Below are 25,804 nucleotides of genomic sequence, written 5' to 3' on the forward strand. Positions count from 1 at the left end.
AGATATGAATACAAATATAAACATTCTGAGAGGTCTCTTGCTATTATTATTTTGCAGTTTTAGTTTATTGAGTTACAGCGAAAATGAACTAAAAAATATTATCTGATTCACTGAATAATCTAATTGATCATGAGCAAGAATTTATAAATCGGAAAGAAGAAAAAATTAAAAAGATTAAACGGAAACTGAAGGATGTCAGTCTATTGGAAGAATATAAAGTCAACTTGCAATTGCACGATGAATACAGGAAATTTAATATTGACTCTGCTGTCCATTATATCAAACGTAACATTAGTATTGCTATCACATTGGGAGAACAAGAGTGGGGAATTGATTCTAGTTTGAAATTGTCTTTGTTATATTCTATGGGGGGATGTATCGGGAAGCAGAGCTCCTTTTGAAAGATATCGATCCTACTCAATTGTCCAAAGAATTGTTATCTGCCTATTATGACGCTTATTATCGTTTCTGGGAGTACTATGCTATTTCGACAACACGTAGTAATCAATATCGTTATCAGAGGGAAATGTACCGTAACCTGTTTTTGAGCAATGCTGACCAGTCTTCTATCAACTATAAGGTTGGGGTTATCAATCGTTCTGTCAAAGATCCGAAAGAGGCAGAAAAACGGTTGCTGGAACTTTTGGCAGCGGAAGAAGAGGGTAGTCCTGATTATGCTATTATTACTTGCGCGCTTGCTACTTTGAGTGGGCAAAATAACCGTCCGGATTTGGAAAAGAAGTATTATATGCAATCTGCTATAGCCGATATAATGAATGTTACTCGTGAGAATTTCTCGTTGCAGCATTTAGCTGTCATTTATTATAATGATAATGATTTTGCAAAAGCTTTCAAATATACACAAGCTGCTATTGACCAGGCAAGAGCTTCCGGCATACAGTTCCGTGCTACACAAATTAACGAATTCTATTCTGTTATTAGTGCGGCTTATCAGGAAAAAGAAGCTAAGGCTAAGTCAAACCTCATAATATTTCTTACACTTATTACCGCTCTTTTTGTCTTTTTAGTTGCATTGGTTGTTTATACATATCGTCAGATTAAAAAGATGAGACAAATAAAAGAAGCACTTTCTATCAGTAATACAAAATTGAAGGAACTTAATAATACATTGAATAAAGTGAATGACCAACTTTATTGTAAGAACCATGAACTGCTGGAAACAAACAATGTAAAAGAACAGTTTATCGCTCAATTCTTTGATCTATGTTCTAATTATATTACTAGAATGGAAGGATACCAGAATTCATTATATAAACTGGCAATTAACCGAAATTATGAGATGCTGATCAAAAAACTGAAGTCAACCACAAATATTGATGAAGAATTAAATGCTTTATACAGTCATTTTGATAGTATATTCCTAAATCTATATCCTACATTTGTTACAGATTTTAATGCTTTGTTGAAGGAAGATGAACGAATTGTACCGAAAGCCGGAACATTGTTAAATAAAGAACTGCGTATTTATGCTTTAATTCGTATTGGTATTAACGACGGAGCAAAAATATCTAACTTTTTGCGTTGTTCAACAAGTACAGTTTATAATTACCGTACTAAAATGAGGAATAAAGCGATTGGTGATAAAGAGAATTTTGAGAACGAAATCTTGAAGATAGGATCTGAAGCTTATATGCCATCTTGACCTTTAAATCTTAATCTAGTTCTTAAAAGGAAAATTCCTCTTAAGAACTAGATTTATAGATCTTTTATTGTAGCATTTTACATTTTACGAATCCAAATATTGCGGAAACTAATAGGTTCGCTAGGGTCACCATGGCTTTGCAGCAAGATCGGACCCTCTCCATGTTTTACAACTTTCGGAAATCCAATGTACTCTGTTGTGCCTAAAATGGTTGTATTGTTTTGCAATACTACACCATTCTGTATAATAGTAACCTGAGGACGTACTCTGTACGAACCATCTTCTTTAAATACAGGAGCAGTATAAATGATATCATACACATTCCATTCACCCGGTTTACGCATTGCATTTGCCAACGGAGCTGTTTGTTTATAAATACTTCCAGCTTGTCCGTTTACGTATGTCGAGTTATTGTAGTTGTCCAATATCTGTACTTCATACATTCCCTGAAGAAAAACGCCACTATTTCCACGTGCTTGGCCTTCTCCTTGGATTGTTTTAGGAACTCTCCATTCCAAATGCAACTGGAAACTTCCAAACTTTTCTTTAGTCCGAATATCCCCTTTGCTTTTATCTACAGTGATAACTCCGTCTTTCACTTTCCATTCTGCAGGTCCTCCTTTTGAGTTTTCCCAAGCAGAAAGGTCTTTACCATCAAATAATATAATAGCATCTGATGGTGCAGTGAAACCACCTCCACGCATTTCTTCTCCCGGAGTGACAACCGGAGGAACTGGTGAGTAAAACTCAGACATTCCTGGTTTCATTCTTTCTTGAGCAGAAGCATAGTTACATCCAAGAACTGCTAAACCAATTATAGCAACAATTTTATTTTTCATAATGAATTCTTGTTTTGTAAAATTGGTCTCTTAGTCCAGAACTTTTACGCGGATGTTACGATACCAAACGTCGTCTCCATGATCCTGAAGAGCAATAAAGCCTTCTCTGTTTTGACCACCGCAATTGTTCAACAGATCGAATGCCAAAGGCCATTTTTCTTTGCTAAATTTACTGTTCTGAAGCATTTCAGTCCATTGTGGAGTCCATAAGTGGTATTCTACTACATTTTCACCATTCTGTCCATGAATAACAGTACCTTTATAAACCATAATTTTAGCTGTGTTCCATTCTCCGTAAGGTTTAGAGTTCTGAGGAACTGCCGGAATCATATCGTACAAAGATGCTGATTGACGATTGTTATCTTTTCCCAATTTTGCGTCCGGATGGTTGGCATTGTCTAATACCTGATATTCAGGAGCTGAGATGTAAATCGGTTCAAGTCTGTCATTTCCATTTTCGTCTTTAGAAGTAACTTCTTGTGCTAAATAGAAAATACCAGAATTACCTCCCTTAGAAACTTTCCATTCAAGTTCCAATTCAAAGTTTTTAAACTTATGGGCAAACATTAGGTCACCACCGTCAGCATCTTGTGCTTCACCGCCGCCAGTACCATTGAATTTGATGCATCCATCTTCAATCACCCATTTTCCTGGAACTTTATCTTTGCCATATCCACGCCATCCATTGAATGTCTTTCCGTCAAAGATTGTTATGTAACCGTCTTTGTCAACAGGAAGAGTCAATGTATCTGTTTCAGCAGCCTGTAAAGCTTTTGAATAAGAAACAGGCATAGTTGTTGCAGATTCTTCAGTTTGTGTAGCATCGGCTGTCTTTTTATTACCACCTCCACATGCTGCGAATGTTCCTGCAAGTGCCAGGCAAGCTACTGTATAAAAATACTTTTTCATAATATAATTATATCTTGAATATGATATTATTTCATAACTACTCAGATAGACAGAATGTCAATCGTTTACCTGAGTAGTTATATTGTTTCGTTAAACTCTAATAGTTATTGATTAAATTTTAGGCATATCAGGCAATTTCCAGCCATCACGATATGTATGCTTGATCAGTTCAGCAGCAAGCTGTTGTGCGTTCATTGGTTCAGTCCAGCTCTTGTTAAATGAAGGATGACCGTCATGAATAGTGAAACCATCTTTCGTACAAGTCTTGATTGTTTCATTTTCACCGATGTTAGTGAAGCGCATATTTTCTCCGTCCCATTCCAATGTCTTGTTCAGGGCTTGCAAACGGATAGCCAATACACCCATAGCAATCATTTCGTTGAATGGACCAGCTTCAGAGAAGTCTGATTTAGTCATTACACGGTTAGCTGGACTTTCTTTACAAGCACGTACCCAGTCCATTTCGTGAGAAGTTGTAACACGACGACAAACTTCCGGAGCTTTAGGTACACGACCTGAAAGTAAGAACGGTTTTTGACCATAGCAACCGCAAATTAATGTATCTTTAGTTCCGTGGAAGATCGTTAAGCCACCGCCAGGACCCATCAATTCTTTTCCTTGAGGGAAACCTTTCGGACGGTCAGGCATCATACCACCATCATACCAATGAACTTCTACTTCCGGCATTGCTACTTTAGCCATGTTGTCGCGTGCAGGGAAAATCATTTTTACGTGTTGTGCTTGTGGTGCACATGCATTCAATAATAAAGTAGATGAACCTTCAACACGAGTCGGATAATTAAGTTTCAAAGCTTTGAATGGTTGATGTAAAATGTGACAAGCCATATCACCTAATGCACCTGTTCCATAATCCCACCATCCACGCCAGTTCCATGGGTGATAAACTGCATTATACGGGTTCAGTTTAGCAGGTCCGGTAAACAGATCCCAGTTCAATGTGCTAGGAATTTTGTCTTCTTTTTCAGGAGCATTTAATCCTTGAGGCCAAATAGGACGGTCAGTAGCACATTCTACTTTTGTAACGTCACCAATTTCACCATTCCAGATCCATTCGCACACAAGGTCAGTATCTTTAGAAGATGAACCTTGGTTACCCATTTGAGTAACTACTCCTGTAGAAGCAGCCAATTTAGTAAGCAAACGAGATTCATATACAGAGTGTGTCAATGGCTTTTGGCAATATACGTGTTTGCCCATTGTCATTGCGTCAGCTGTAATAATAGCATGAGTATGGTCAGCAGTAGCGATGATAACACCATCGATAGATTTGCCCATTTCATCGTACATTTTACGATAGTCATAGTATTTTTTAGCTTTTGGGAACTCATCAAATACGCCTTTAGCATATTTCCAGTCTACGTCACAGAGTCCAATAATGTTTTCTGTACCTTTTACTGCATTGATGTTAGCGTGTCCCATACCACCGATACCAACGGCAACAAGATTCATTTTGTCGGATGGGGAAGTGTATCCATGACTCTTACCCAAAATAGTGCTAGGAGCAATTGTTATACCTGCAAGTGCAGCAGCTCCTGTCTTCAGAAAGTCTCTTCTTGAAATGTTTGACATGATTTTCTACATTTAAAGTTGTTTATAAATATAAATTAGCGATTGTTTCTTAGTAGTCCATAACCGTTTTTCATTGTGCGTCTTCTTTCGCGAATCTGTTCAAGTGTGTCCAGAGTACCGATAGCGGGTAATTCATGTGATTTAGCATCCCGTAAGAATTTCCATGCATATTCGGATGCGATAGCAGAATCGCGTAAAGTAGGAAGTTGAGGTGATAGTTTACCTTGTTCGATACTGTCAGCGAACAAGTCACACATCACATCTATATTTTTTCCGCCGAATGGTTTTTCTATCCGGAGTGTTTTGTTAACTCCATGTAAATCAACGACAGCAGTTTTAAAATCGTGAGTCATTCGAACGATACCTTTCGTTCCGATAAGATCGACATAAGAATTGTGTGTCTGATCTTTTGAGAGCTGGCCATATACAAATCCTTGTGTAATATCGAAAACGATACCATTTTCAAAGGTTCCGTGGCATTGTACCCACCATGGCTCTTTGTAGCTCCACATATCAATGGCTTGTGCATGCCAGGTTTTGTAGTTACTGCCGGCATACCAGTGTGCTATATCAACATAATGCATTCCACAATCATGGAATGAAGGGCCTTCATATTCATGTCCTTCTCCCGGTGCAAGTCCTGGAGTCATGTGGCAGATTCTGATGATTGCCAATTCACCCAGCTCACCTTCTTCAATGAATTGTTTCATTTGGTGGTGATACCATGAATTGTGAAGATATAAATTAACGGTAGAAAGTACATTTGACTGTTCAGTCATTCTTACGACGTCCCATTCTCTTTCTACAGTATCAGCAATTGGCTTTTCAGATATGATATGTTTCCCATATTGAATAGCTTTTTCTATTTGTTCTTTTCGGAAGTTTGCCAACGTGCAAAGTGCTACTACTTGTACACTCTCATCTTTAAATACTAATAACTCATCAGCTACTACTTGTGATTCAGGAGAAAGTTTCTTTGCAAGTTTTCTAGCTTCTGGATCTACGTCACAGATGTAAGCTACATCCCATCTTCCACTCTTCTGCATTTCTTGCAGGTAGAAGCCTCCCATTCTGCCAAAGCCTATAAGCCCAACTTTAATCCGTGTAGTTCCCATAATTTTGATATTTTTCTATGATATGATTTTAAGTTCCTTATTATATTTGCTTCGAAAGCCTTGATGACTTTGAAAGGTTTGCATTACAAAAATAATGGAAACATAGACACTTTATTTTTTATGAATGGGATTATGTAGATACTATAATTATATAAATAACTTATAATCAATATTATAATAAAAATAAATGGCTAAAAAATGTAGATTGTTTATAATCAAAAAAATGCTATTTTATCTACTTTTTTGGGATTTACTCTGTTCTCTACGCTAAATATCAAGCTTTAAAATATGGTTTTTGGGGAAAAGAGAAAGAAACAATATGATATATATTCCCTAATAAAAAAAATCTTTCTTATTGAGCTCATGTTTCATTTCTTGGAATGTTGAACATAGAATGTTTTGTCAGCAATATTTGGAATAAAGTAGAATATGGTTGTATATTTGTGGAAATATAGAATATGCAAACATAGATTTAATATGAAAAGAAAACTTGTAGTTATACTGCTTTTGGGAATGACAATGATGGTACAGGCACAAGTCGGTCGTATGATGTATGGTGATACTTCGCGAATTGGTATTCCTCATTCTAAAGATCCTCATGTAGTAAATTTTAAGGGAAGATATTTGATGTATTATTCGATTCCACCTTTCAAGAACGATCCGCAGTCTGGTTGGAATATCGGTATTGCTGAGAGTCATGATCTTATAAATTGGACAAAAGTAGGAGAGATTACTCCGGTTGCTGGTGCCGAATATGAAAAGAAAGGACTGTGTGCCCCTGGCGCATTGGTTAGAGATGGAGTAGTGCATTTGTTTTATCAGACCTATGGTAATAGAGAAAAGGATGCAATTTGCCATGCTACTTCCGAAGATGGTATCAATTTTAAGAGGAATCCTACCAATCCTATTTTTCATCCAACTGGTGATTGGAACTGTGGGCGTGCAATTGATGCTGAAGTATGTGAATTCAAAGGGAAATATTATCTATATTTTGCATCACGTGATAAAGATTTTAAGGTACAGCTTCAAGGAGTTGCTGTGGCTCCGAAAAATTCCAGTTTTAATCGTGAGGATTGGAAACAGGCATGTGATGCTCCCATCCTTTATCCGGAGTTGGGTTGGGAAAAGGATTGTATCGAGGGCGCTTCTATTGTAAAAAAAGGAAAGAAACTATTTATGTTTTACGCGGGAGCTTATAATAATGCACCTCAACAGATCGGCGTTGCCGAAAGTAAAGATGGAATTCATTGGAAACGAGTGTTTACTGAACCTTTCGTTGCTAACGGAAAGCCTGGAGAGTGGAACTCAAGTGAATCCGGTCATCCTCATATATTTCACGACTTGGACGGACGGACTTATTTGTTTTATCAAGGTAACAATGATAATGGCAAGACATGGTATATCACCAATGAAGAAGTATTCTGGAGGAAAGGTAAACCATATTTAAAGAGATAATTGCTTTTTTCATTCAATTAGATGTAAAGTTGACAAATAAAGCCTGTGATATCGGCTCACTAAATAAAATTCCCTTCATTCTACTCTGTTATCAGAAGTGAAATGAAGGGAATCTTTATGTTATAAATATTAAGTCTCTTATTTATTCAATCTCCATTCAAAGCCATCCTTTGTATCTTTCACTTCAAAACCAAGTGCGGTTAAGGTATTACGGATTTCGTCAGAAGTAGCCCAGTCCTTATTTGCTTTTGCTTTCATACGTTGTTCCAGTAACATATCCACTACTTTTCCATAAGCAGCTTCACGACCGTCAGAAGAACCTTTCTCTTCTTTCAATCCCATAATGTCGAAGCAGAATAAGTGGAAAGTATCTTTTAGCTCTTTCAGGTCTTCGGCGGAGATTGTTGCATTTCCGGCGATAATGTTATTGATGATGCGTGCCCCTTCAAATAGTTGTGCGATAACGATAGGAGTATTTAAGTCATCATTCATGGCTTCATAACATTTCTCACGGATGTCTTTTACGTTAATACCTTCTGAAGTACTCACAGCAGGAGTTATTTTTTTCAATCCTTCTATTGCTTCCATCAAACGTAATAAACCTTTTTCCGAAGCCTGTAATGCTTCGTTGCTGAAATCGACCGTACTACGATAGTGAGCTTGCAGAATGAAGAAACGGATGGTCATTGGCGTATAAGCCTGTGTCAATAACTTATGAGTACCGTTGAAGAATTCATCCAGCGTAATAAAGTTACCAAGAGATTTGCCCATCTTCGTTCCGTTGATGGTAATCATATTGTTATGCATCCAGTAGTGAACCATGTCATCTCCTTGCGAAGCTACAGACTGTGCAATCTCACACTCATGGTGAGGGAAGATCAGATCCATACCTCCTCCGTGGATATCAAAATGCTCGCCTAGATACTTACGTCCCATAGCTGTACATTCGGCATGCCATCCGGGAAAACCATCACTCCATGGAGAAGGCCAGCGCATGATATGTTCCGGTTGCGCTTTCTTCCAAAGGGCGAAGTCGGCAGGATTACGTTTTTCACTTTGTCCGTCGAGGTCGCGGGTAGTATTCAGTACGTCATCTAGGTTACGTCCGGATAATTTTCCGTAATGGTAGTCTTTATTGTATTTGGCTACATCGAAGTAAACAGAACCTTCACTTTCATAAGCGTAACCTGCATCCAGAATCTTTTGTACAAGCTGAATCTGTTCGATGATATGACCCGAAGCGTGTGGCTCAATGCTTGGAGAAAGTACGTTAAGTTCTTCCATTGCTTTATGGTAGCGGTTCAGGTAATACTGAACAACTTCCATCGGTTCCAATTCTTCCAGACGTGCTTTCTTGGCGATTTTATCTTCTCCCTCATCGGCGTCATGTTCCAGGTGGCCAACATCAGTAATATTGCGTACATAGCGAACTTTATATCCTATATGAGTCAAGTAACGGAAGAGTACGTCGAATGTAATAGCAGGGCGTGCATGTCCCAAATGGGCATCGCCATAAACGGTCGGTCCACATACATACATTCCAACGTGTGGAGTATGAAGAGGTACAAACAGTTCTTTTTTTCTATCTAACGTGTTGTAAATGGTTAATTGATGTTCCATAACATTTTGATATTTATTCAATTGGATTTGCAAAGTTAGAATAAAATCTGGATATGTAACGTATCTTAAAGATGATTGTTTATCGTTCTTTTATCGTTTATTTATCAGAAGTCGTTTTTTCTTTTATTGAAACAAACTATTTTCTCTTATTGAATGAAGTGATCTATGGCTTCGGCTACTCCGTCTTCCTCATTAGTCAGGGTGATGTAATTGGCTACTTTTTTCACCGGTTCTTGTGCATTACCCATTGCGATGCCTAGTCCTGCAAACTTTATCATGGAAAGATCATTATATCCATCGCCTATTGCTATTACTTCCTCCTGCTTAAAACCTGCCTCCTTCAATAATACAGCAAGAGACAATGCTTTATCAATACCTTGTGGCACTAATTCGAGGAAATAGGGTTCTGAACGGAATACATTGATTTTACCTTGCAGCCGGATGCACAACTCCGATTCTAGAGGGATCAGCTTATTTGCATCTCCAACAATAAGGCATTTAGCTACGGGAAGGGTAATATCTGTAAGGAAATCATTTGTTTCTCGTATAGCCATTTTATTGAGGAAAGCTTCTTTTTGAACATACGTATCTTGAGAGTTCTCGGTTACGATTTCTGCACCGTCATACGTCAATATACTGAGATGATGAGTACGGGCACATTCATAAAGCACTGGAACGACCTCGTTTGGCAACACATTTTCGTATATCATTTCTTTGGTTTCCCAGTTAATAATTTCTCCGCCGTTGTAGGATAAGATAAATCCTCCGTATTCATCCATACGCAGTTCATTCGCCAATGGCACAATGCCATAGGTCGGTCGTCCCGAAGCCAAGACTAGCCGGATACCTTGTTGTTGGATGCGTATCAATGTTTCCCGGTTACGGGGAGTAATTTCTTTTTTGGAATTGGTGAGCGTTCCGTCAAGGTCAAGTACGATAAGTTTGTATTTCATGTAGTGTTATTTTGGGTGCAAAGATAAAGTAAAAAAGCATTGTTGCAAGGCTGTATATAGAAAGTTACCTGTTTTTCCTGAATCGATTGATTGTGGCTTCCATGGTTGAGGTCCTACTTTTTATACACAGAAAGAGATAAGTTGAGATGTCAGGCGTGATTGATATAAGTTGATTCCAACTCAAAATAATTAATCCAGTAAATCTGCCCATTGTTCATTAGTAAATGTGGGTAAAGTATCACTATCTGCAATAAATGTTTCTGCTAGTTTTCGTTTCTTATCTTGCAGGTGGAGAATCTTTTCTTCGATACTGTTTTGAGTGATGAAACGGTATGCGATTACTTGTTTGTCTTGACCAATGCGATGAGCGCGGGCAATGGCTTGTGCTTCGGCAGCCGGGTTCCACCAAGGGTCAATGATAAATACATAGTCTGCTTGGGTAAGGTTAAGTCCAACCCCACCAGCTTTCAAGGAAATGAGAAACGCTTGTACATCCTTTTGATCGGTGAAATGGGCAATTTCAGAAGGACGGTTGTTGGTGGAACCTGTCAATAGGGCGTATTTCCAGTTCCGTTTTTTGAAAGCTTCAGCTATGATTTCCAGATGTCTGACAAAGGAAGAGAAAATCAGTACTTTATGTCCTTCACTTTGTAAGGTGTCGAAGGTTTCTATGATTTGTTCCACTTTTCCTGATATTCCGGTGAAATCGGGAAAAACGAGTTGAGGATGGCAAGATAACTGGCGGAGACGCAAGATTCCGTTCAGTATACTAAAGGAGTGGAATCTGTCTATATGTTGAGGTTGTTGCAACAATATGTTACGCAAACTATTCTTTTCTTGCTCGTAATAATTATGTTGTTCTTCAGTCATATCACAGAAGATGGTTTCTTCTGTTAGAGGTGGAAGTTCGGGAGCCACCTCTTTTTTACTTCTTCTTAGGATAAAGGGTGAAGTCAATTGTTGTAATCGCCCTTCTATTCGCGTGTTTCCTTGACGGATTGGAGTAATAAATTGTTTTTGGAAAACGTTCTCTTCTCCTAATAAATCCGGTTGGAGGAAACGGAATTGCGCCCATAAATCTTTGAGTGAGTTTTCGATAGGAGTACCGGTAAGGACTAGCCGATGTTTGCTTTGCAACTGTATGGTCGCCCGAAAAGTAAGCGAATCACTGTTTTTAATATTTTGGCTTTCATCTAGTACAATATATTCAAAACAGTAGGAACGGAGTGTTTCAATGTTGTTTCGCATCATTCCATACGTCGTAAATATCAGATGAAAACGACTGAAAAATCGTTCCGGATGTTCTTTAGGGATGACTGTTGTACTGTTGTATTCAGTCATTGAAAGCGTGGTGAAGCGTTTCGCTTCCCTGTGCCAGTTGTGAAGTAAAGAAGTCGGTACAACAATGAGAGTTGCCGGCTTTCGGGGCGCCTGTTTCTTTATCGGACGAGGGTCGGTTACGACTATATTCTTTTCTCTTATTTCGCGCACATCCGGTAACAATTCATCTTCGTTATCGAAGCCGAATAGAGAGAATTGTCCTGTCGGATCACTCGTTGGTTGCTGTTTCTCAATAGATGTGGATGAGATGGTGGCTATTTCCTGATGAGTTGTATCCGAAGTCAGTGGCTTATAAATATATTGTAATAAGGTTAGAGTCTGGAGTGTCTTACCGAGTCCCATGTCATCTGCAAGACATCCTCCGAATCCTTGTTCGTTGAGTTGTACCATCCATGAAAACCCTTTTTGCTGGTAAGGACGTAGCTGCGCTTTGAGCCTTCCGGCACCTGAATGCCTTTGATCTGAATTTTATTAGGAAACCTTTTTAATCCATTTTCGTCTAAGGCCGACTGTACAGCACCGATGAATGCATGCTTTAATCGTATTCCTTTTTCTGTTTGATCCCCCATCTCCAACAGATTGCCATATTTGCTGAACCATTCGTCAGGCAAAAGAAACATCTGTCCGTTAGGCAGTAGAAATTCTTTTTTTTCTTCAAGAATGTGTTTGCGGAAACGTGAAAAAGGGATGCGCATTGTACCGATGACCACAGTGATACGTAATTCGAACCAATCCGGGCCATCGTCGCAATTTTGCTCAATTTGGATTTCATCCAGACAATAATGAGTATTCTTTTTATTATTGGTTAATAAGAAAGAATGTTTCAACATCTCTCTGTTTTGATGAATCCATTCGGTGATTGTTTTTTCGGGACTATCGGGTGATAGCTTGAAATGGACATCACTGATTTGTTGCAAACCAGCTTGGGTTAGTAACCGTATTGCTCTCTTTTCAGAAGCACCATGCCGTTGAAAAAAGGCGATTTCACCGGATTCTTTACGGTAAACGATTTTCTTCATTTCATGGGCAAAATCAGGATTAAATGATTGATTGCCGTAAAGGAAACCGAGTTTTAGCAATTGTTCATCGTAAACTGTATCTTCCAAAGTAAGTACTGCTTTACAGTTACGCTTCTCTTCAGTGATATCCAGACCATATGTGGCGATATCGTGATAACGTGCTATTGGTATTACAATATTATCAATATACTTTTCAATCTGCGATATATCTGCACTAATTGTTCTCTTTTTTGTAAAAGGTAAAATCCGCGTACTTTCAATATGAGGGAAAAAGTATAGTTCCATACCTAATAGTAAAGCCGAAGGTGAGGAAGTCAGCACAATAACAGGTTTTTGCTCAGTTAAAGAGAAGGATTGTCCTTTGTAAAAGCATTGCAATTCATATCGGAAAGTTTTTTCGTCAATATGGAAAGTGAAACGACTTTCGACATCATGTGGGTGAACATGGTAAGCGTGGTGGGCATATAATATTTTACTTCCGGGCGGTTTTTGATAAAAAAGAAGATTGGCTTTTCTGATTAGTTCCAGCATTTCCTGGAGTTTCTTTTCGATGAATGGGCGGATATTGTTCTTGAATCGGTCCCTATCTTCGGACAACTTATGAAGGAAACGTGATACTGTTTCTTCTCGCGAGTAAACACCCATTAGGTACTTTTCTGTATAATGTGAAGCGATGTCAATTGCCTCGCGTTCTGCGTCAGACATACGGGAAACTGCTTCAGGAGAAGCATGGAATGCTTGTTCTATCAGGCACACAGTTTCATTGTCCTGCCTTTCCGCGATGTACGGTATCAATAACACACCGAGTACGGGATGTTCTGATAAAACGATAATAACTTGTCCGATAGTTGTTTTCTGTTTCATTCTCTTTAGGCTTGAATCAACAAAGATACGGGAAAATACTTAATTTTGCAGCATGATGGAAGAAAACAAACGTGTGCTGTTAGGTATGAGTGGCGGAACAGATAGTTCTGTCGCTGCAATGCGACTGCTGGAAGCCGGATATGAGGTGACTGGTGTGACCTTTCGTTTTTATGAACTCAATGATTCTACCGAATATTTGGAGGATGCTCGTAGGTTAGCGGAACGTTTGGGAATACAGCATATCACTTATGATGTGCGGGAGATATTTCACCAGCAAATTATTGAATATTTTGTTCAGGAATACATGTTGGGGCATACACCTGTCCCCTGTACGTTATGTAACAATCTGCTGAAATGGCCATTACTTGCTAAAATTGCCGATGAAATGGGAATTTTTCATATTGCTACCGGACATTATGTTCGTAAGGTTAAAAAGGAAAATACCTATTATTTAACTTATGCTGCCGACTCGGATAAGGATCAGACTTTCTTTTTATGGGGATTAAAACAAGATATCCTTCAAAGAATGTTGTTGCCTATGGGAGATATTACTAAAGTTGAGGCAAGGGCTTTTGCAGCTGAACATGGATTCCGAAAAGTAGCGATGAAAAGGGATAGTATAGGTGTTTGTTTTTGCCCGATGGATTATAGGAGTTTTTTAAAAGAATGGTTAAGAAGAAATGGTAGTCAATCGCAGGATAGAAATGATCATTTCCAGTTTCATAGTTTAAAACGTGGAAAGTTTATCGATGAAAAGGGAAATTTTATTGCATGGCACGAGGGTTATCCTTTTTATACGATTGGGCAACGTAGGGGATTGGGAATTCATCTAAATCGTCCCGTCTTTGTGAAAGAGATTTTTCCGGAAACGAATGAAGTAGTTCTTTCATCTCTTCAGACTTTGGAAAAAACAGAAATGTTTTTAAAGGATTGGAATATCGTAAATGAGGAACGTTTGTTGAATAACCATGATGTTATTGTGAAAATACGATATCGTAAACAAGAAAACCATTGTACGGTAACCATTACTTCTGATAATTTATTGTATATTCATCTTCACGAACCACTAGCGGCTGTTGCACCCGGACAAGCTGCTGCATTCTATAAAGATGGATTGTTATTGGGAGGAGGAATAATTGTATCTTCTCGCTGATACCATAAAGTTTGTTTTTATAAAATTTATCTGCAACCTACACAAGTTTGCTTATATATTGTTGATATACAATGTGCTAATGGTGTGCAAGATGCTGTTGCAGATGTGTGCAGGATCTTTTATCTTGCACTATAATATATCGTTCAGATTCTGGTTATCCGGTTAAACTAAATAATGCTAATATTCTGTACGTCAGCTATTAAACTTCTGAGTAATAGTCATTAATACTCTATATAATAACTATTGAGATTCTGCATGATAACTATTAATACTTTATAATAATAACTATTAATACACGATATCCGATCAATTATAATCACTTGTTTCAGCCTATGAAACTAAAAGTTTCAAGTGCTTGAAACCATTGGTTTCCTTATATGAAACATTTAGTTTCAAGCCATGAAACAAATAGTTCCAATAGTTGAAACATTTAGTTTCGAAGCTTGAAACTGAAAGTATCATCTATTGGAACTTACTATAACTGTGAATATTATTAGTGGTTTGTCTTAATAAGCACAATGGCTCTTTTCGATATATCTTGTTATTAGTTGCTATTCGTTATTGAGAGGTAACATTTGCTCGATATATTCTCGCGTATTACTTAATCGGGGCACTTTATGCTGTCCTCCCAATTTCCCTTTTTGTGCCAACCAATCATGAAACAGTCCCGGACGAGCCGTGATTACCTCTAAAGGTTGCAAAGCAATATCTTTCCAGCGTTTTGCCTCATAGTCAGAGTTTACTTCTTTCAATGTTGCATCCAAAACAGCAGCGAATTTTTCTACCGAATCCGGCATTTTAGCAAATTCAATCAACCATTGATGACGACATTTAGCATTCTCATCCATAAAAACCGGAGCTGCTGAATATTCGCTCACTTGGGCTCCTGTTGCAGCACAAGCCTTAGCTAACCCTTTTTCAGCATTATCAACGATCAATTCTTCTCCAAAAGCATTGATAAAATGTTTAGTCCGTCCTGTGATGACAAATTTATATGGATTCTTGTTGGTAAACTTCACTGTATCACCAATCATATATCGCCATAAACCGCAGGAAGTAGAAATAACCAATGCATAATTTTTGTTGAGTTCCACCTCTTCCAGACAATATACACGTGGGTTTTCCTTATCGACGTCTTCCAGTGGAATAAACTCATAGAAAATTCCGTAATCAATCATCAATAGCATAGCCGGGTCGGAAAGATCGTTTTGTGTACCGAAATATCCTTCAGAAGCATTATATGTTTCTACATAGTGCATTTTCGGTGAGTGAATGACTTGCTTATATTGTTCGCGATAAGGAGTAAAAGATACTCCGCCATGGAAGAATACCTCCAAGTTAGGCCATACCTCTTCTAATGTCTGTTTTCCTGTTTTCTCGAGAATACGTTTAATCAGTACTAGCATCCACGAGGGTACACCCGATAAACTGGTCACATTTGCCGGAATTGTACTATTAGCAATCGCTTCAATCTTAGTCTCCCATTCGCTCATCAATGCGATTTTCTTGCTGGGAACACGAATAAAATTAATCAGCGGATTAACATTTTGAATAAGAATAGCCGACAGATCTCCTACTAAACTATGATTGGAATTCAAATTTGGGCTGTGGCTACCACCCAAAATCAATCCTTTTCCGGAAAAGAAGTGACTATTCGGTTGATACGGAAATAAAGTGCAGCAGCATCTTTCCCTCCTCTGTAGTGAATATCCTCCAACGCCTCTTGACTGACAGGAAGAAATTTACTTTTATCATTTGTGGTACCGGATGATTTGGCAAACCAACGGATTTCCGAAGGCCAAAGCAGGTTTTGCTCTCCTGCGCGTAAACGTTCTACATACGGTTTGATTTCTTCGTAAGTCTGTATTGGAATACGCTTTCTGAAATCTTCATAACTGCGGATAGAGGAATAATCATATTTCTTTCCCCATTCTGTTTGAGCAGCTTGGGTTATCAAACGGTTCAGCACCCGGTGCTGTATATCGCTAGCTTGAGTAGCGTAAAGATCTATTTGTTTTAAACGGGAGTCGAAAGTTTTACTTATGATTTTTGTAATATTCATTTCTGCTTTAACATATAATGTTTAGTCGTGCAAAAGTAACCTTATTTATCTTTTTTTTCTATCTTTACGACGGAAATAATCGTTAAAATTAACGTGTTTCATATAATTCCCGAATTATTGACTAAAAAAAACGACAATGAGAATTGGAATCCTGACTTCTGGAGGAGACTGTCCCGGTATAAATGCTACGATTCGTGGTGTTTGCAAAACAGCAATTAATTATTATGGAATGGAAGTAATAGGTATTCATAGTGGTTTTCAAGGGCTCCTAACAAAAGATGTAGAGTCTTTTAACGATAAGTCGTTGTCCGGACTGCTCAATCTCGGCGGAACTATGTTGGGTACTTCTCGTGAAAAACCTTTTAAGAAAGGAGGAGTCGTTTCGGATGTTGATAAACCCGGACTTATTTTACATAATATTCAGGAAATGGGCTTGGATTGCGTGGTTTGTATCGGAGGAAATGGAACTCAGAAAACAGCAGCTAAATTTGCAGCTTTGGGCGTAAATATCGTATCTGTGCCCAAAACAATAGACAACGATATCTGGGGGACGGATATTTCTTTTGGATTCGACTCGGCAGTAAGCATTGCTACCGATGCAATCGACCGTCTGCATTCTACCGCAAGTTCGCATAAAAGAGTGATGGTAATTGAGGTGATGGGGCATAAAGCCGGATGGATTGCTTTATATTCGGGTATGGCAGGTGGTGGTGATGTGATTCTGGTGCCTGAAATTCCTTATAATATTAAAACCATTGGAAACACCATTCTGGAAAGATTGAAAAAAGGAAAGCCTTATTCTATTGTTGTGGTGGCGGAAGGTATTCGGACTGACGGACGTAAACGTGCTGCTGAGTTTATTGCTCAGGAAATAGAATATGAGACAGGCATCGAAACTCGTGAAACTGTACTTGGATATATCCAGCGGGGCGGTTCACCTACTCCTTTTGACCGTAATCTTTCTACCCGGATGGGAGGTCATGCTACGGAACTTATTGCTAATGGGCAATTTGGACGTATGGTGTCTTTACAGGGGAACGAGATTTCGTCCATTCCTCTTGAAGAAGTGGCAGGCAAACTGAAATTAGTTACTGAGGATCACGATCTGGTGATTCAGGGTCGTCGCATGGGGATTTGCTTTGGATAGGCTCTGTCAAAGCTTCTTCCGGTAACTTATCTTCTAATTCAGGCGTTTCTATTTCCAGTATTACTTCTGTTTGTGCTGGCGTAATCCGTAGCGTTTTAGCTTCATTGACGGACGTAATGAAGGCTGTATCTTTCACCTTTCTGATGGCCATATGTGCAGCATTCTGCTGAGATTCTTTTTTCGAATATCCTGTGCCTGTTCCTGCAGGAAGTCCTTCAATGCGTATCTCAGTTTGGAAAACAGGATTACAGTCGTGATCGAGGAACTGTTCTATCAACTCAAACGAAACCTCCATTTTATTTTTCTGGCTCCATTCGATGAGTTTCGATTTGAAATTTACTTCTTTGCGCGAGATAATATCCAGATCGATATATCGGTTGATAATTCGTTGCTCCATAAACTGTTTGCAACGTTCATATCCCTGATCCAAGTAAATGGCACCGATAAATGCTTCAAAAGCATTACCGTACATATAACTGTTGTGTGAAGAAGAACGGGTAGAATATTTGATAAGTTTGTCCAGGCCGATTTCTACGGCAAGTTTGTTCAAAGTCTCCCGCTGTACGATTTTAGAACGTGTATTTGTGAGAAAGCCTTCTCTTTTTCCTTCGAAACGTTTATAGACAATATCTCCTACGATGGCGTCGAGGATGGCGTCACCTAAAAACTCCAATCGTTCGTTATTCAAAGGTCGCCCTTTTTCCGAACGGAGAGAAGTTGACTTGTGCAAGAGTGCCTGTTCGTAGATATGGATATTATGTGGATAAAATCCAAGTATCCGGTAAAAACAAAGATAAGACTCTCTATTCTTACGAAACAAGAGTCTTATCTTATCTATTTTGTTACGTAACACGATTTACTCTGCGTATTTCTTGAAGATAACACATGCATTGTGACCGCCAAATCCGAATGTATTGGACAAGGCAACATTAACTTCGCGTTTCTGAGCTTTGTTGAACGTGAAATTAAGGTCATAATCGATGTTCTCGTCATTGTCACCTTCTTCATGGTTGATAGTCGGAGGAACGATACCGTTCTTGATAGCAAGGATACTTGCAATAGATTCTACCGCACCGGCAGCACCCAGCAAGTGGCCTGTCATAGATTTTGTAGAACTGATGTTCAGTTCATAGGCATGATCACCGAACACTTCTTTAATAGCTTTGGCTTCAGAAATATCACCCACCGGAGTAGATGTTCCGTGTACATTAATGTAATCTACTTCTTTCGGGTCCATTTCTGCATCTTCCAACGCATTTCTCATTACCAGTTTGGCACCAAGGCCTTCAGGATGAGAAGCTGTCAGGTGATGAGCATCAGCCGACATACCTACACCGGCAATTTCTGCATAGATTTTTGCACCACGAGCTTTAGCGTGTTCCAGTTCTTCCAGGATCAAGCAACCACCACCTTCGCCCATTACGAAACCATCGCGGCTTGCACTGAACGGGCGTGAAGCTTTCGTTGCATCGTCGTTACGAGTTGATAGAGCGTGCATAGCGTTGAAGCCACCTACACCGGCAGGGAAGATAGCCGCTTCGGAACCACCGGATACAATTACGTTTGCTTTTCCCAGACGAATCAGGTTGAAAGCATCGGCAATGGCATTGGTAGAAGTTGCACATGCTGAACAAGTCGCATAATTAGGACCATGGAAACCATACATAATAGAAATTTGTCCGGCTGCAATATCCGAGATCATCTTTGGGATGAAGAACGGATTGAATTTCGGACCCATTTCCTGACGGGTGTAGTAGTTGCCTACTTCTTCTTCAAATGTATGTATACCACCGATACCGGCGCCAAAAATAACACCGATTCTGTTCAGGTCTTCTTTTTCAGTGTCAAGACCGGAATCTTCAACAGCTTCTTTGGCAACAGCAATGGCATACTGCGTATACAGATCCATCTTTCTTGCCTCTTTGCGGTCGATATATTTCGTCACCTCGAAGTTTTTTACTTCGCATGCGAATTGAGTCTTGAACAGCGACGCATCAAAATGAGTAATAGGCCCTGCTCCACTAACCCCGTTCACAAGGTTTTCCCAGAATTCGGAAACGTTATTGCCAACGGGAGTAATGGCGCCAAGACCTGTTACTACCACTCTTTTTAATTCCATATTGATGAAATCGGATGATTACTTAGCGTGTTCTTCGATATAAGATACAGCATCACCTACAGTACCAATTTTTTCAGCTTGGTCATCAGGAATAGAGATACCGAATTCTTTTTCGAATTCCATGATAAGTTCTACAGTGTCAAGAGAATCTGCTCCCAGATCGTTAGTAAAGCTTGCTTCGTTAGTAACTTCGGACTCTTCTACGCCTAATTTATCAACGATAATCCCTTTTACTCTTGATGCAATTTCAGACATAACTTTAAGTTTTTAATTAATAATTAGTTTTATTTCTTTAAATTTGCGGTGCAAAGGAATGAATATTTATCGTTTTGCGCAAATATTTGATTAAATAAATGCAGGGTTTTGCACATTTTTCACTGTTTTGTGCATAGAAATCGTGAGTTATGAGGAAAAATATCGCTATTTTCGCTTCCGGTTCCGGCACAAATGCTGAGAATATAATCCGGTATTTCCAAAAAAATAATTCCATTCGGGTATCACTTGTACTTTCCAATAATAGTGATGCTTATGTTGTGGAGCGTGCATATCGTTTAGGAGTATCTTGTAGTGTGTTTACTAAGGAAGATTGGACAGCCGGAGATGAAATTCTGGCTGTATTGCAGGAAGCGCATATTGATTTTATAGTGCTCGCCGGTTTCCTTGTTCGCGTGCCTGACTTGCTTTTGCATGCTTATCCTAATAAAATTATAAATATACATCCAGCTCTTTTGCCTAAGTTTGGCGGAAAGGGAATGTATGGTGATCGTGTTCATGAAGCAGTGGTAGCTGCGGGTGAAAAAGAAACTGGTATTACTATACATTATATTAATGAACATTATGATGAGGGAAGTATTATTTTTCAAGCTACTTGCCCTGTGCTACCGGATGACTCTCCCGAAAGCGTGGCAAAGAAAGTGCACGTTTTGGAATATGAGCATTTTCCTCTTGTGATAGAAAGACTCTTGTTGGAATAAGTAACTATTTTGAGTTAGAGCTGTGCTGGATTTGTAATGGGTTGATTGTCAATTTAATAAAGGAGGATGCTTTTCCTTTAAAAGAAACGAAGTGTTTCTCGGTGTGCGACGGGTCGTTTCTCGGTGTGCGACGGGTCGTTGCTTTTAAAGAAACGTTTCCAATATTTATAGAGTAAGATACGTTTGTAAGTAAAATGGATTGAAAATTAAGGCGTAATACTTATTGTGTAAGCTTTTTCTTCTCTTCTTAAAGGATAATCACCTCGTAAAGTCTCAAATTGTTCCGGTTGTTTTTTTAGTCGTTGACTGTCTTCAATCGGATTATAGATTTGAAGTAAGGCATCCTCATGAGTCTTTGCATATATGTATGAAGTAACAGGTGTCGGCGGAGTGATCTCATAATCGGCTTCGATATGAAAGAATCTGCATATTGAATCCAGGGACATCCTTGTTGCATTCGCTTTTCCATCTGCCGAATAACCTGCAATATGCGGGGTACCTATTAATACTTTATCTAATAATACCCGATTAATTTCCGGTTCATGTTCCCATACATCAATGACTGCATCCGAAATAGAATGATTTTTCAGTGCTTTCAATAGCGCATTCGTTTCTATAACTTCCCCACGGGATGTATTTATGATAACAGGTTTCCGTTTTAGTAAACGAAAAAATGTATCATCAGCCAAATGAAATGTTTTATACTTACCTTCTTTATATAAAGGTACATGAAAAGTGATAATATCAGATTCCTCAGCGATCTTTTGTAGAGAAGTAAAAGAGGTGCTTTCTTCTTTTTCTTCCCTTGGTAGATCATTGAGTAGGACCCGCATACCAAAATCTTTGGCTACTTTGGCTACTTTATTTCCTACATTTCCTACTCCTACGATGCCGATAGTCAGGTCGCTTAGCTTTTTATGCAGTTGAGATTGTACGATCAAGAGAGCCGATTGTATATATTGTGCTACTGAAGCAGAATTACATCCCGGTGCATTGGTCCATTCAATACCCGCCTGTTTGCAAAATACGGTATCGATATGGTCGAATCCAATTGTTGCTGTTGCGATAAATTTAACCTGACTACCTTCTAGTAACTCTCGGTTGCAATGTGTGCGGGTACGAATGATAAGAGCGTCAGCGTCTCTTACAAGTTCCGGAGTGAAGTCTTTTCCTGGTACGTAAATCACTTTATCTGCTATTTTCTCAACAGCTTCTTTTATATAAGGAATCTTGTTATCTACAATAATTTTCATATACAATTTAGCTTTTAGTTGAACAAAGATAGGAAATAAAAAAGTAAAAAACGGTTGCTCGTCTGAAAAATATTACATAGCTTTGTCCTATTATATACCTATTAGTATCTTAAGATTATGACATTTAGTAACCTTTGCAATGATATTTTCTGGAAATCGACTAACGATTATCATGTAACAGATAGTGTGGATGCTCCGATGAACAATCCTTACGAATTGAAGTCTATCGAATATTATCTATATTTGAAGAATTGGATTGATGCGGTACAATGGCATTTTGAAGATATTATTCGTGATCCTCAAATTGATCCGGTAGAAGCTTTGGCACTGAAACGAAGGATTGATAAATCTAATCAGGACGTACGGATTTAGTAGAGTTGATAGATAGCTATTTCTTGGACAGGTATAAAGGTGTAACACCTCTGGAGAATGCTACAATTAACACAGAAAGTCCTGCGTGGGCAATTGACCGTCTTTCTATTCTTGCATTGAAAATTTATCACATGCAACAGGAAGTGGAACGTACTGACACTACGGAAGAACATCGTGCACAATGTCGTACTAAATTAAATATTCTTCTTGAACAGAAGAAAGATCTTTCTTCTGCTATCGACCAGTTGCTGGGGGATATTGAGGGCGGAAGAAAATATATGAAAGTATATAAACAGATGAAGATGTATAACGACCCGGCATTGAACCCGGTGCTTTATGCTAAGAAATAACGAATGGCGCATATTCTGATTATCCGTTTTTCTGCTCTTGGTGATGTAGCAATGACCATTCCGGTGATTCATTCGCTAGCCACACAGTACCCACAACACGACATAACTGTGTTGAGTCGTGCGGTATGGCAACCTCTTTTTGAAGGATTACCGTCGAATGTCAGTTTTGTTGGTGCCGATTTGACCGGTAAACATAAAGGAATATGGGGATTAAATTCACTTTATTCTCAATTGAAAAGGTTGCATATTGATTATGTGGCGGATTTTCATCATGTATTGCGTTCCAAGTATTTGTGTTTAAGATTTTGGTTGGCTAATATTCCTGTTGCTTTTATTAGGAAGGGGAGGGCAGGAAAGAGAAAATTGGTTCGCCGTCATCATAAAGTTTTAGAGAATCAAAAGAGTTCTTTTCGTCGGTATGCTGATGTATTGGAGGAATTAGGTTTTCCGGTATTGTTAAATTTCTCTTCTATTTATGGAGAGGGAAAGGGTGATTTCTCGGAAATTGAACCGGTTACAGGACCAAAAGGAAATCATAAATGGATTGGAATTGCTCCTTTTGCCAAACATCTTGGAAAGATCTATCCGATTGAGTTGCAGGAACAGGTTGTAGCCCATTTTGCTGCCAATCCGGATGTTCAGGTTTTCTTGTTCGGAGGTGGCAAGAATGAGCAGGAAATTTTTGATTCTTGGACAGCCAAATATCCTTCTGTGGTTTCTATGATCGGTAAATTGAATATGCGTACGGAATTAAATCTGATGAGTCATCTGGACGTAATGCTTTCAATGGATTCGGCTAATATGCATTTGGCTTCGTTGGTAAATATCCCAGTTGTTTCTATCTGGGGAGCTACCCATCCGTATGCCGGCTTTATGGGTTGGAAACAGTTGCCTGTCAATACAGTGCAGCTTGATTTGTCTTGTCGCCCTTGTTCTGTATATGGTCAGAAACCATGTTGGCGAGGTGATTATGCTTGTCTGAGGGAGATAAAACCGGAACAAGTGATTGCTAAGATTGAAGGAATCATTCACTAGAAAAATACCCCCAATATACTGAAGTGAGATGAAGAATAAACTTTTATATAAATTGCGTAGTGGAAAGAATCCCAAAATTATTTATTATTCGGTAAATGTTTGGAGGCTTTTGATGCCAAAGGTTCTGTTTCGGATGCGTTTGTATAAGAGACTCGCTTCTTTATCTTGTAGGAAAGACAAAGAATATATCGAGAAACGTGTAGATTATTATAATAAACTGTCAGGTATTGTTCAATTACCTTTATCTGCTCCTCATCTTGCAGAGCATAAAATGGGTGGTCAGAAAGTTTATTTCTTCGATACCTATCAATATACCCGTTGGTTTCCGGATTCGTATCGATGGGGCTTTTGTCCGGGTGATGTAACTCACGTTCCAGAATATCCTTCTATTGTGAAGAGTCGTCCATTGACCGAGAACAATGAGAATTCAGTTGTGATGAAGTTGGATAAGGTCCGCCATTTTATATTTGTAAATGATAAGAAACCATTTACAGCTAAGAAAGATAAGCTTATTTTCCGTGGAAAGGTGAAAGGCAAGGCATCACGTAGAGCTTTTATGGAGATGTATTTCCATCACCCAATGTGCGATTTGGGAGATGTAAGTAAGAATACGACGGATCCTCAGGAATGGCAAACTGAGAAAAAAACGATAAGGGAACATTTGGATTATAAATTCATTTTAGCGCTTGAAGGAAATGATGTAGCTAGTAATCTGAAATGGATCATGTCTTCTAATTCGATTGCTGTTATGCCACGTCCCACTTGTGAGACATGGTTTATGGAAGGTACGTTAATACCGAATTATCATTATATTGAAATAAAACCGGATTTCTCGGACTTGGAATTACGTTTATGTTATTATATTGAACATATTGATGAAGCACAACAAATAATAAAGCATGCTAATGAATATGTTTCACAGTTTAAGGATAAAAGTCGAGAAGATTTAATATCTTTGTTGGTGTTAAATAAATATTTTAAGGCAACGGGGCAAAAGCTTGCACCATGAAAGGATGATTGAAAAAACAATATATTTGAGTTAAAAGAGAAGTATGAGAACAACTATTAATCCGAAATACGAATACCTTCAGGAACAAATCGAACATATTCCCGAGCTTTTTGAAGAAAGAGGCGAGGTAATATACGAAGCTCGTAATGTCTTGAGGAGAGCATTTATCGGTGATGTAGAAGTAGTTGTTAAGAGTTTTATGCGGCCTCATATCATCAATCGCGTTGCTTATTCTTTTTTTCGTAAGTCAAAAGCGGTTCGTTCTTATATTTATTCTACAGAAATTATAAATTATGGGTTTTGTAGTCCTGAACCGGTTGCTGTGATTGAACAGTACCACTTGGGACTTCTGACTAATAGTTATTATATTTGCCGGTATGATGATGGTGAGACAGTACGTAGTTTGATGAGTGGTACTGTTGCCGGTAATGAAGAAAAGTTAAAAGCTTTCGCTCATTATACAGTCGATTTGCATCGTGCCGGGATTCTTCATTTAGATTATTCTCCCGGTAACATTCTGATACATTCAACTGAGGAGGGTTATTCCTTCTCATTAGTCGATGTGAATAGAATGTGCCTGGTGTCACAGGTAGATTGTGAAACTGTTGCTGAAAATTTGCGTCGTCTATGTAACTCTCGTGAAGTATTGAACTATATTGTAGGTGAATATGCGTCTATTCTTGGTTGGGATGTGAAGAAAATGCAAGAACGTGCCACTTGGTACAGTGACCGATTCTTTGCCGATTTTACATTCCGTCGTGCTGCGAAAAAGATTCATGGGCGACATATTCCGAGTATAATTTTATATTTTAAGGCCTTCCGTAGATTACGTAAATTATTAGGAGAGTCATCTCCTTTATATCATTGGTTATATAAAAAAGAGAAGCAAATGTATCACACTTACTTCTCTCAATATGACTATCGCCATGTCTTTTCTCCCGAATATGCTGATTGATCCGGGT

At 38.6% G+C, this 25,804-nt stretch carries 18 protein-coding genes and 4 pseudogenes; 10 read left to right on the forward strand and 12 right to left on the reverse strand.

The window, feature by feature from the left end:
• Positions 1-173: 173 nt before the first annotated feature.
• Positions 174-862, forward strand: a pseudogene (locus tag JCM17102_RS32660) (SusR-related protein); the annotation flags it as partial.
• Positions 863-1,066: 204 nt separating this feature from the next.
• Positions 1,067-1,663 (forward strand): DUF6377 domain-containing protein, encoded by a 597-nt coding sequence (locus tag JCM17102_RS32665; protein WP_506256220.1) that lies wholly within the window; start codon positions 1,067-1,069, stop codon positions 1,661-1,663.
• 77 nt (positions 1,664-1,740) lie between these two features.
• Here JCM17102_RS32665 and JCM17102_RS07615 read toward each other — a convergent pair whose 3' ends face one another.
• The 4 genes from JCM17102_RS07615 to JCM17102_RS07630 all read right to left on the reverse strand — a co-directional run bounded on the left by JCM17102_RS07615 (position 1,741) and on the right by JCM17102_RS07630 (position 6,116).
• Positions 1,741-2,502 carry a 3-keto-disaccharide hydrolase gene (locus JCM17102_RS07615; protein ID WP_025074659.1) on the reverse strand — a complete coding sequence of 254 codons (762 nt, stop codon included), beginning with the start codon at positions 2,500-2,502 and terminating at the stop codon, positions 1,741-1,743.
• A 30-nt stretch (positions 2,503-2,532) separates the two neighbouring features.
• On the reverse strand, positions 2,533-3,411 hold the full coding sequence (locus JCM17102_RS07620; RefSeq protein WP_025074660.1) for a 3-keto-disaccharide hydrolase: 879 nt from the start codon (positions 3,409-3,411) through the stop codon (positions 2,533-2,535).
• Positions 3,412-3,522: 111 nt separating this feature from the next.
• A complete protein-coding gene (locus JCM17102_RS07625) occupies positions 3,523-5,001 on the reverse strand; it encodes a glycoside 3-dehydrogenase (RefSeq protein ID WP_025074661.1) in 1,479 nt (492 codons plus the stop codon).
• Between the two features lie 35 nt (positions 5,002-5,036).
• Positions 5,037-6,116: a disaccharide 3-dehydrogenase gene (locus tag JCM17102_RS07630; RefSeq protein WP_025074662.1), complete on the reverse strand. Its 1,080-nt coding sequence runs from the start codon at positions 6,114-6,116 to the stop codon at positions 5,037-5,039.
• A 477-nt stretch (positions 6,117-6,593) separates the two neighbouring features.
• On the opposite strand from JCM17102_RS07630, the gene JCM17102_RS07635 reads away from it, so the two are divergent.
• Complete coding sequence (locus tag JCM17102_RS07635; protein WP_025074663.1) at positions 6,594-7,571, forward strand: family 43 glycosylhydrolase; 978 nt, start codon at positions 6,594-6,596, stop codon at positions 7,569-7,571.
• 138 nt (positions 7,572-7,709) lie between these two features.
• Here the strand turns inward: JCM17102_RS07635 and cysS are convergent, their stop codons facing one another.
• From cysS to JCM17102_RS26665, 3 genes and pseudogenes are all read right to left on the reverse strand, one after another.
• Positions 7,710-9,191, reverse strand: a complete 1,482-nt coding sequence (cysS, locus tag JCM17102_RS07640) for a cysteine--tRNA ligase (RefSeq protein WP_025074664.1) — start codon at positions 9,189-9,191, stop codon at positions 7,710-7,712.
• A 146-nt stretch (positions 9,192-9,337) separates the two neighbouring features.
• On the reverse strand, positions 9,338-10,144 hold the full coding sequence (locus JCM17102_RS07645) for a Cof-type HAD-IIB family hydrolase (protein ID WP_025074665.1): 807 nt from the start codon (positions 10,142-10,144) through the stop codon (positions 9,338-9,340).
• Positions 10,145-10,333: 189 nt separating this feature from the next.
• Positions 10,334-13,368 (reverse strand): annotated as a pseudogene (locus tag JCM17102_RS26665) (DEAD/DEAH box helicase).
• A 52-nt stretch (positions 13,369-13,420) separates the two neighbouring features.
• On the opposite strand from JCM17102_RS26665, the gene mnmA reads away from it, so the two are divergent.
• Positions 13,421-14,521, forward strand: coding sequence for a tRNA 2-thiouridine(34) synthase MnmA (gene mnmA, locus JCM17102_RS07655; RefSeq protein WP_025074666.1), 1,101 nt, complete (start codon positions 13,421-13,423; stop codon positions 14,519-14,521).
• A 551-nt stretch (positions 14,522-15,072) separates the two neighbouring features.
• Here mnmA and JCM17102_RS26670 read toward each other — a convergent pair.
• Positions 15,073-16,583 (reverse strand): annotated as a pseudogene (locus JCM17102_RS26670) (GH3 auxin-responsive promoter family protein).
• A 136-nt stretch (positions 16,584-16,719) separates the two neighbouring features.
• Here JCM17102_RS26670 and JCM17102_RS07665 point away from each other — a divergent pair.
• Entirely contained in the window at positions 16,720-17,730 is a 1,011-nt protein-coding gene (locus JCM17102_RS07665; protein WP_025074667.1) for an ATP-dependent 6-phosphofructokinase, read from the forward strand.
• Here the strand turns inward: JCM17102_RS07665 and rnc are convergent.
• From rnc to JCM17102_RS07680, 3 genes are read right to left on the reverse strand one after another with little or no spacing between them, the layout of a single operon-like run.
• The gene (gene rnc, locus JCM17102_RS07670) at positions 17,672-18,583 is read right to left on the reverse strand and encodes a ribonuclease III (protein ID WP_051572835.1); all 912 of its coding nucleotides are present in this window, start codon (positions 18,581-18,583) and stop codon (positions 17,672-17,674) included. The two genes, JCM17102_RS07665 and rnc, sit on opposite strands and share 59 nt — an antisense overlap.
• 3 nt (positions 18,584-18,586) lie before the next feature.
• Positions 18,587-19,849: a beta-ketoacyl-ACP synthase II gene (gene fabF / locus JCM17102_RS07675; RefSeq protein ID WP_025074669.1), complete on the reverse strand. Its 1,263-nt coding sequence runs from the start codon at positions 19,847-19,849 to the stop codon at positions 18,587-18,589.
• Positions 19,850-19,867: 18 nt separating this feature from the next.
• Positions 19,868-20,104 (reverse strand): acyl carrier protein, encoded by a 237-nt coding sequence (locus tag JCM17102_RS07680; RefSeq protein WP_025074670.1) that lies wholly within the window; start codon positions 20,102-20,104, stop codon positions 19,868-19,870.
• 149 nt (positions 20,105-20,253) lie between these two features.
• Between JCM17102_RS07680 and purN the strand changes: the two genes are divergently transcribed.
• Positions 20,254-20,823, forward strand: a complete 570-nt coding sequence (gene purN / locus JCM17102_RS07685; RefSeq protein ID WP_025074671.1) for a phosphoribosylglycinamide formyltransferase — start codon at positions 20,254-20,256, stop codon at positions 20,821-20,823.
• A gap of 206 nt (positions 20,824-21,029) precedes the next feature.
• Here the strand turns inward: purN and pdxB are convergent, their stop codons facing one another.
• A complete protein-coding gene (gene pdxB, locus JCM17102_RS07690; RefSeq protein ID WP_025074672.1) occupies positions 21,030-22,076 on the reverse strand; it encodes a 4-phosphoerythronate dehydrogenase PdxB in 1,047 nt (348 codons plus the stop codon).
• A gap of 117 nt (positions 22,077-22,193) precedes the next feature.
• Between pdxB and JCM17102_RS26675 the strand changes: the two are divergent.
• The 4 genes and pseudogenes from JCM17102_RS26675 to JCM17102_RS07710 all read left to right on the forward strand — a co-directional run bounded on the left by JCM17102_RS26675 (position 22,194) and on the right by JCM17102_RS07710 (position 25,797).
• Positions 22,194-22,798: pseudogene (locus JCM17102_RS26675) on the forward strand (DUF4254 domain-containing protein).
• Between the two features lie 3 nt (positions 22,799-22,801).
• Complete coding sequence (locus JCM17102_RS07700; protein WP_025074673.1) at positions 22,802-23,833, forward strand: glycosyltransferase family 9 protein; 1,032 nt, start codon at positions 22,802-22,804, stop codon at positions 23,831-23,833.
• 28 nt (positions 23,834-23,861) lie between these two features.
• Positions 23,862-24,842, forward strand: a complete 981-nt coding sequence (locus JCM17102_RS07705; protein WP_025074674.1) for a glycosyl transferase family 90 — start codon at positions 23,862-23,864, stop codon at positions 24,840-24,842.
• Positions 24,843-24,885: 43 nt separating this feature from the next.
• Positions 24,886-25,797, forward strand: coding sequence for a lipopolysaccharide kinase InaA family protein (locus JCM17102_RS07710; RefSeq protein ID WP_025074675.1), 912 nt, complete (start codon positions 24,886-24,888; stop codon positions 25,795-25,797).
• Positions 25,798-25,804 lie beyond the last annotated feature (7 nt).

Origin of the sequence: Bacteroides faecichinchillae JCM 17102 (assembly GCF_000614145.1) — a bacterium.
In the GTDB taxonomy this organism is placed as follows: Bacteria; Bacteroidota; Bacteroidia; order Bacteroidales; family Bacteroidaceae; genus Bacteroides; species Bacteroides faecichinchillae.

Coding starts and splice junctions, on each gene's coding strand:
- JCM17102_RS07615 (WP_025074659.1), bottom strand. CDS start 2,502: ATGAAAAATAAAATTGTTGCTATAATTGGTTTAGCAGTTCTTGGATGT.
- JCM17102_RS07680 (WP_025074670.1), bottom strand. CDS start 20,104: ATGTCTGAAATTGCATCAAGAGTAAAAGGGATTATCGTTGATAAATTA.
- fabF (WP_025074669.1), bottom strand. CDS start 19,849: ATGGAATTAAAAAGAGTGGTAGTAACAGGTCTTGGCGCCATTACTCCC.
- purN (WP_025074671.1), top strand. CDS start 20,254: ATGAGGAAAAATATCGCTATTTTCGCTTCCGGTTCCGGCACAAATGCT.
- pdxB (WP_025074672.1), bottom strand. CDS start 22,076: ATGAAAATTATTGTAGATAACAAGATTCCTTATATAAAAGAAGCTGTT.
- JCM17102_RS07700 (WP_025074673.1), top strand. CDS start 22,802: ATGGCGCATATTCTGATTATCCGTTTTTCTGCTCTTGGTGATGTAGCA.
- mnmA (WP_025074666.1), top strand. CDS start 13,421: ATGATGGAAGAAAACAAACGTGTGCTGTTAGGTATGAGTGGCGGAACA.
- JCM17102_RS07645 (WP_025074665.1), bottom strand. CDS start 10,144: ATGAAATACAAACTTATCGTACTTGACCTTGACGGAACGCTCACCAAT.
- JCM17102_RS07705 (WP_025074674.1), top strand. CDS start 23,862: ATGAAGAATAAACTTTTATATAAATTGCGTAGTGGAAAGAATCCCAAA.
- JCM17102_RS07620 (WP_025074660.1), bottom strand. CDS start 3,411: ATGAAAAAGTATTTTTATACAGTAGCTTGCCTGGCACTTGCAGGAACA.
- JCM17102_RS07665 (WP_025074667.1), top strand. CDS start 16,720: ATGAGAATTGGAATCCTGACTTCTGGAGGAGACTGTCCCGGTATAAAT.
- JCM17102_RS07635 (WP_025074663.1), top strand. CDS start 6,594: ATGAAAAGAAAACTTGTAGTTATACTGCTTTTGGGAATGACAATGATG.
- cysS (WP_025074664.1), bottom strand. CDS start 9,191: ATGGAACATCAATTAACCATTTACAACACGTTAGATAGAAAAAAAGAA.
- JCM17102_RS32665 (WP_506256220.1), top strand. CDS start 1,067: ATGAGACAAATAAAAGAAGCACTTTCTATCAGTAATACAAAATTGAAG.
- JCM17102_RS07710 (WP_025074675.1), top strand. CDS start 24,886: ATGAGAACAACTATTAATCCGAAATACGAATACCTTCAGGAACAAATC.
- JCM17102_RS07630 (WP_025074662.1), bottom strand. CDS start 6,116: ATGGGAACTACACGGATTAAAGTTGGGCTTATAGGCTTTGGCAGAATG.
- JCM17102_RS07625 (WP_025074661.1), bottom strand. CDS start 5,001: ATGTCAAACATTTCAAGAAGAGACTTTCTGAAGACAGGAGCTGCTGCA.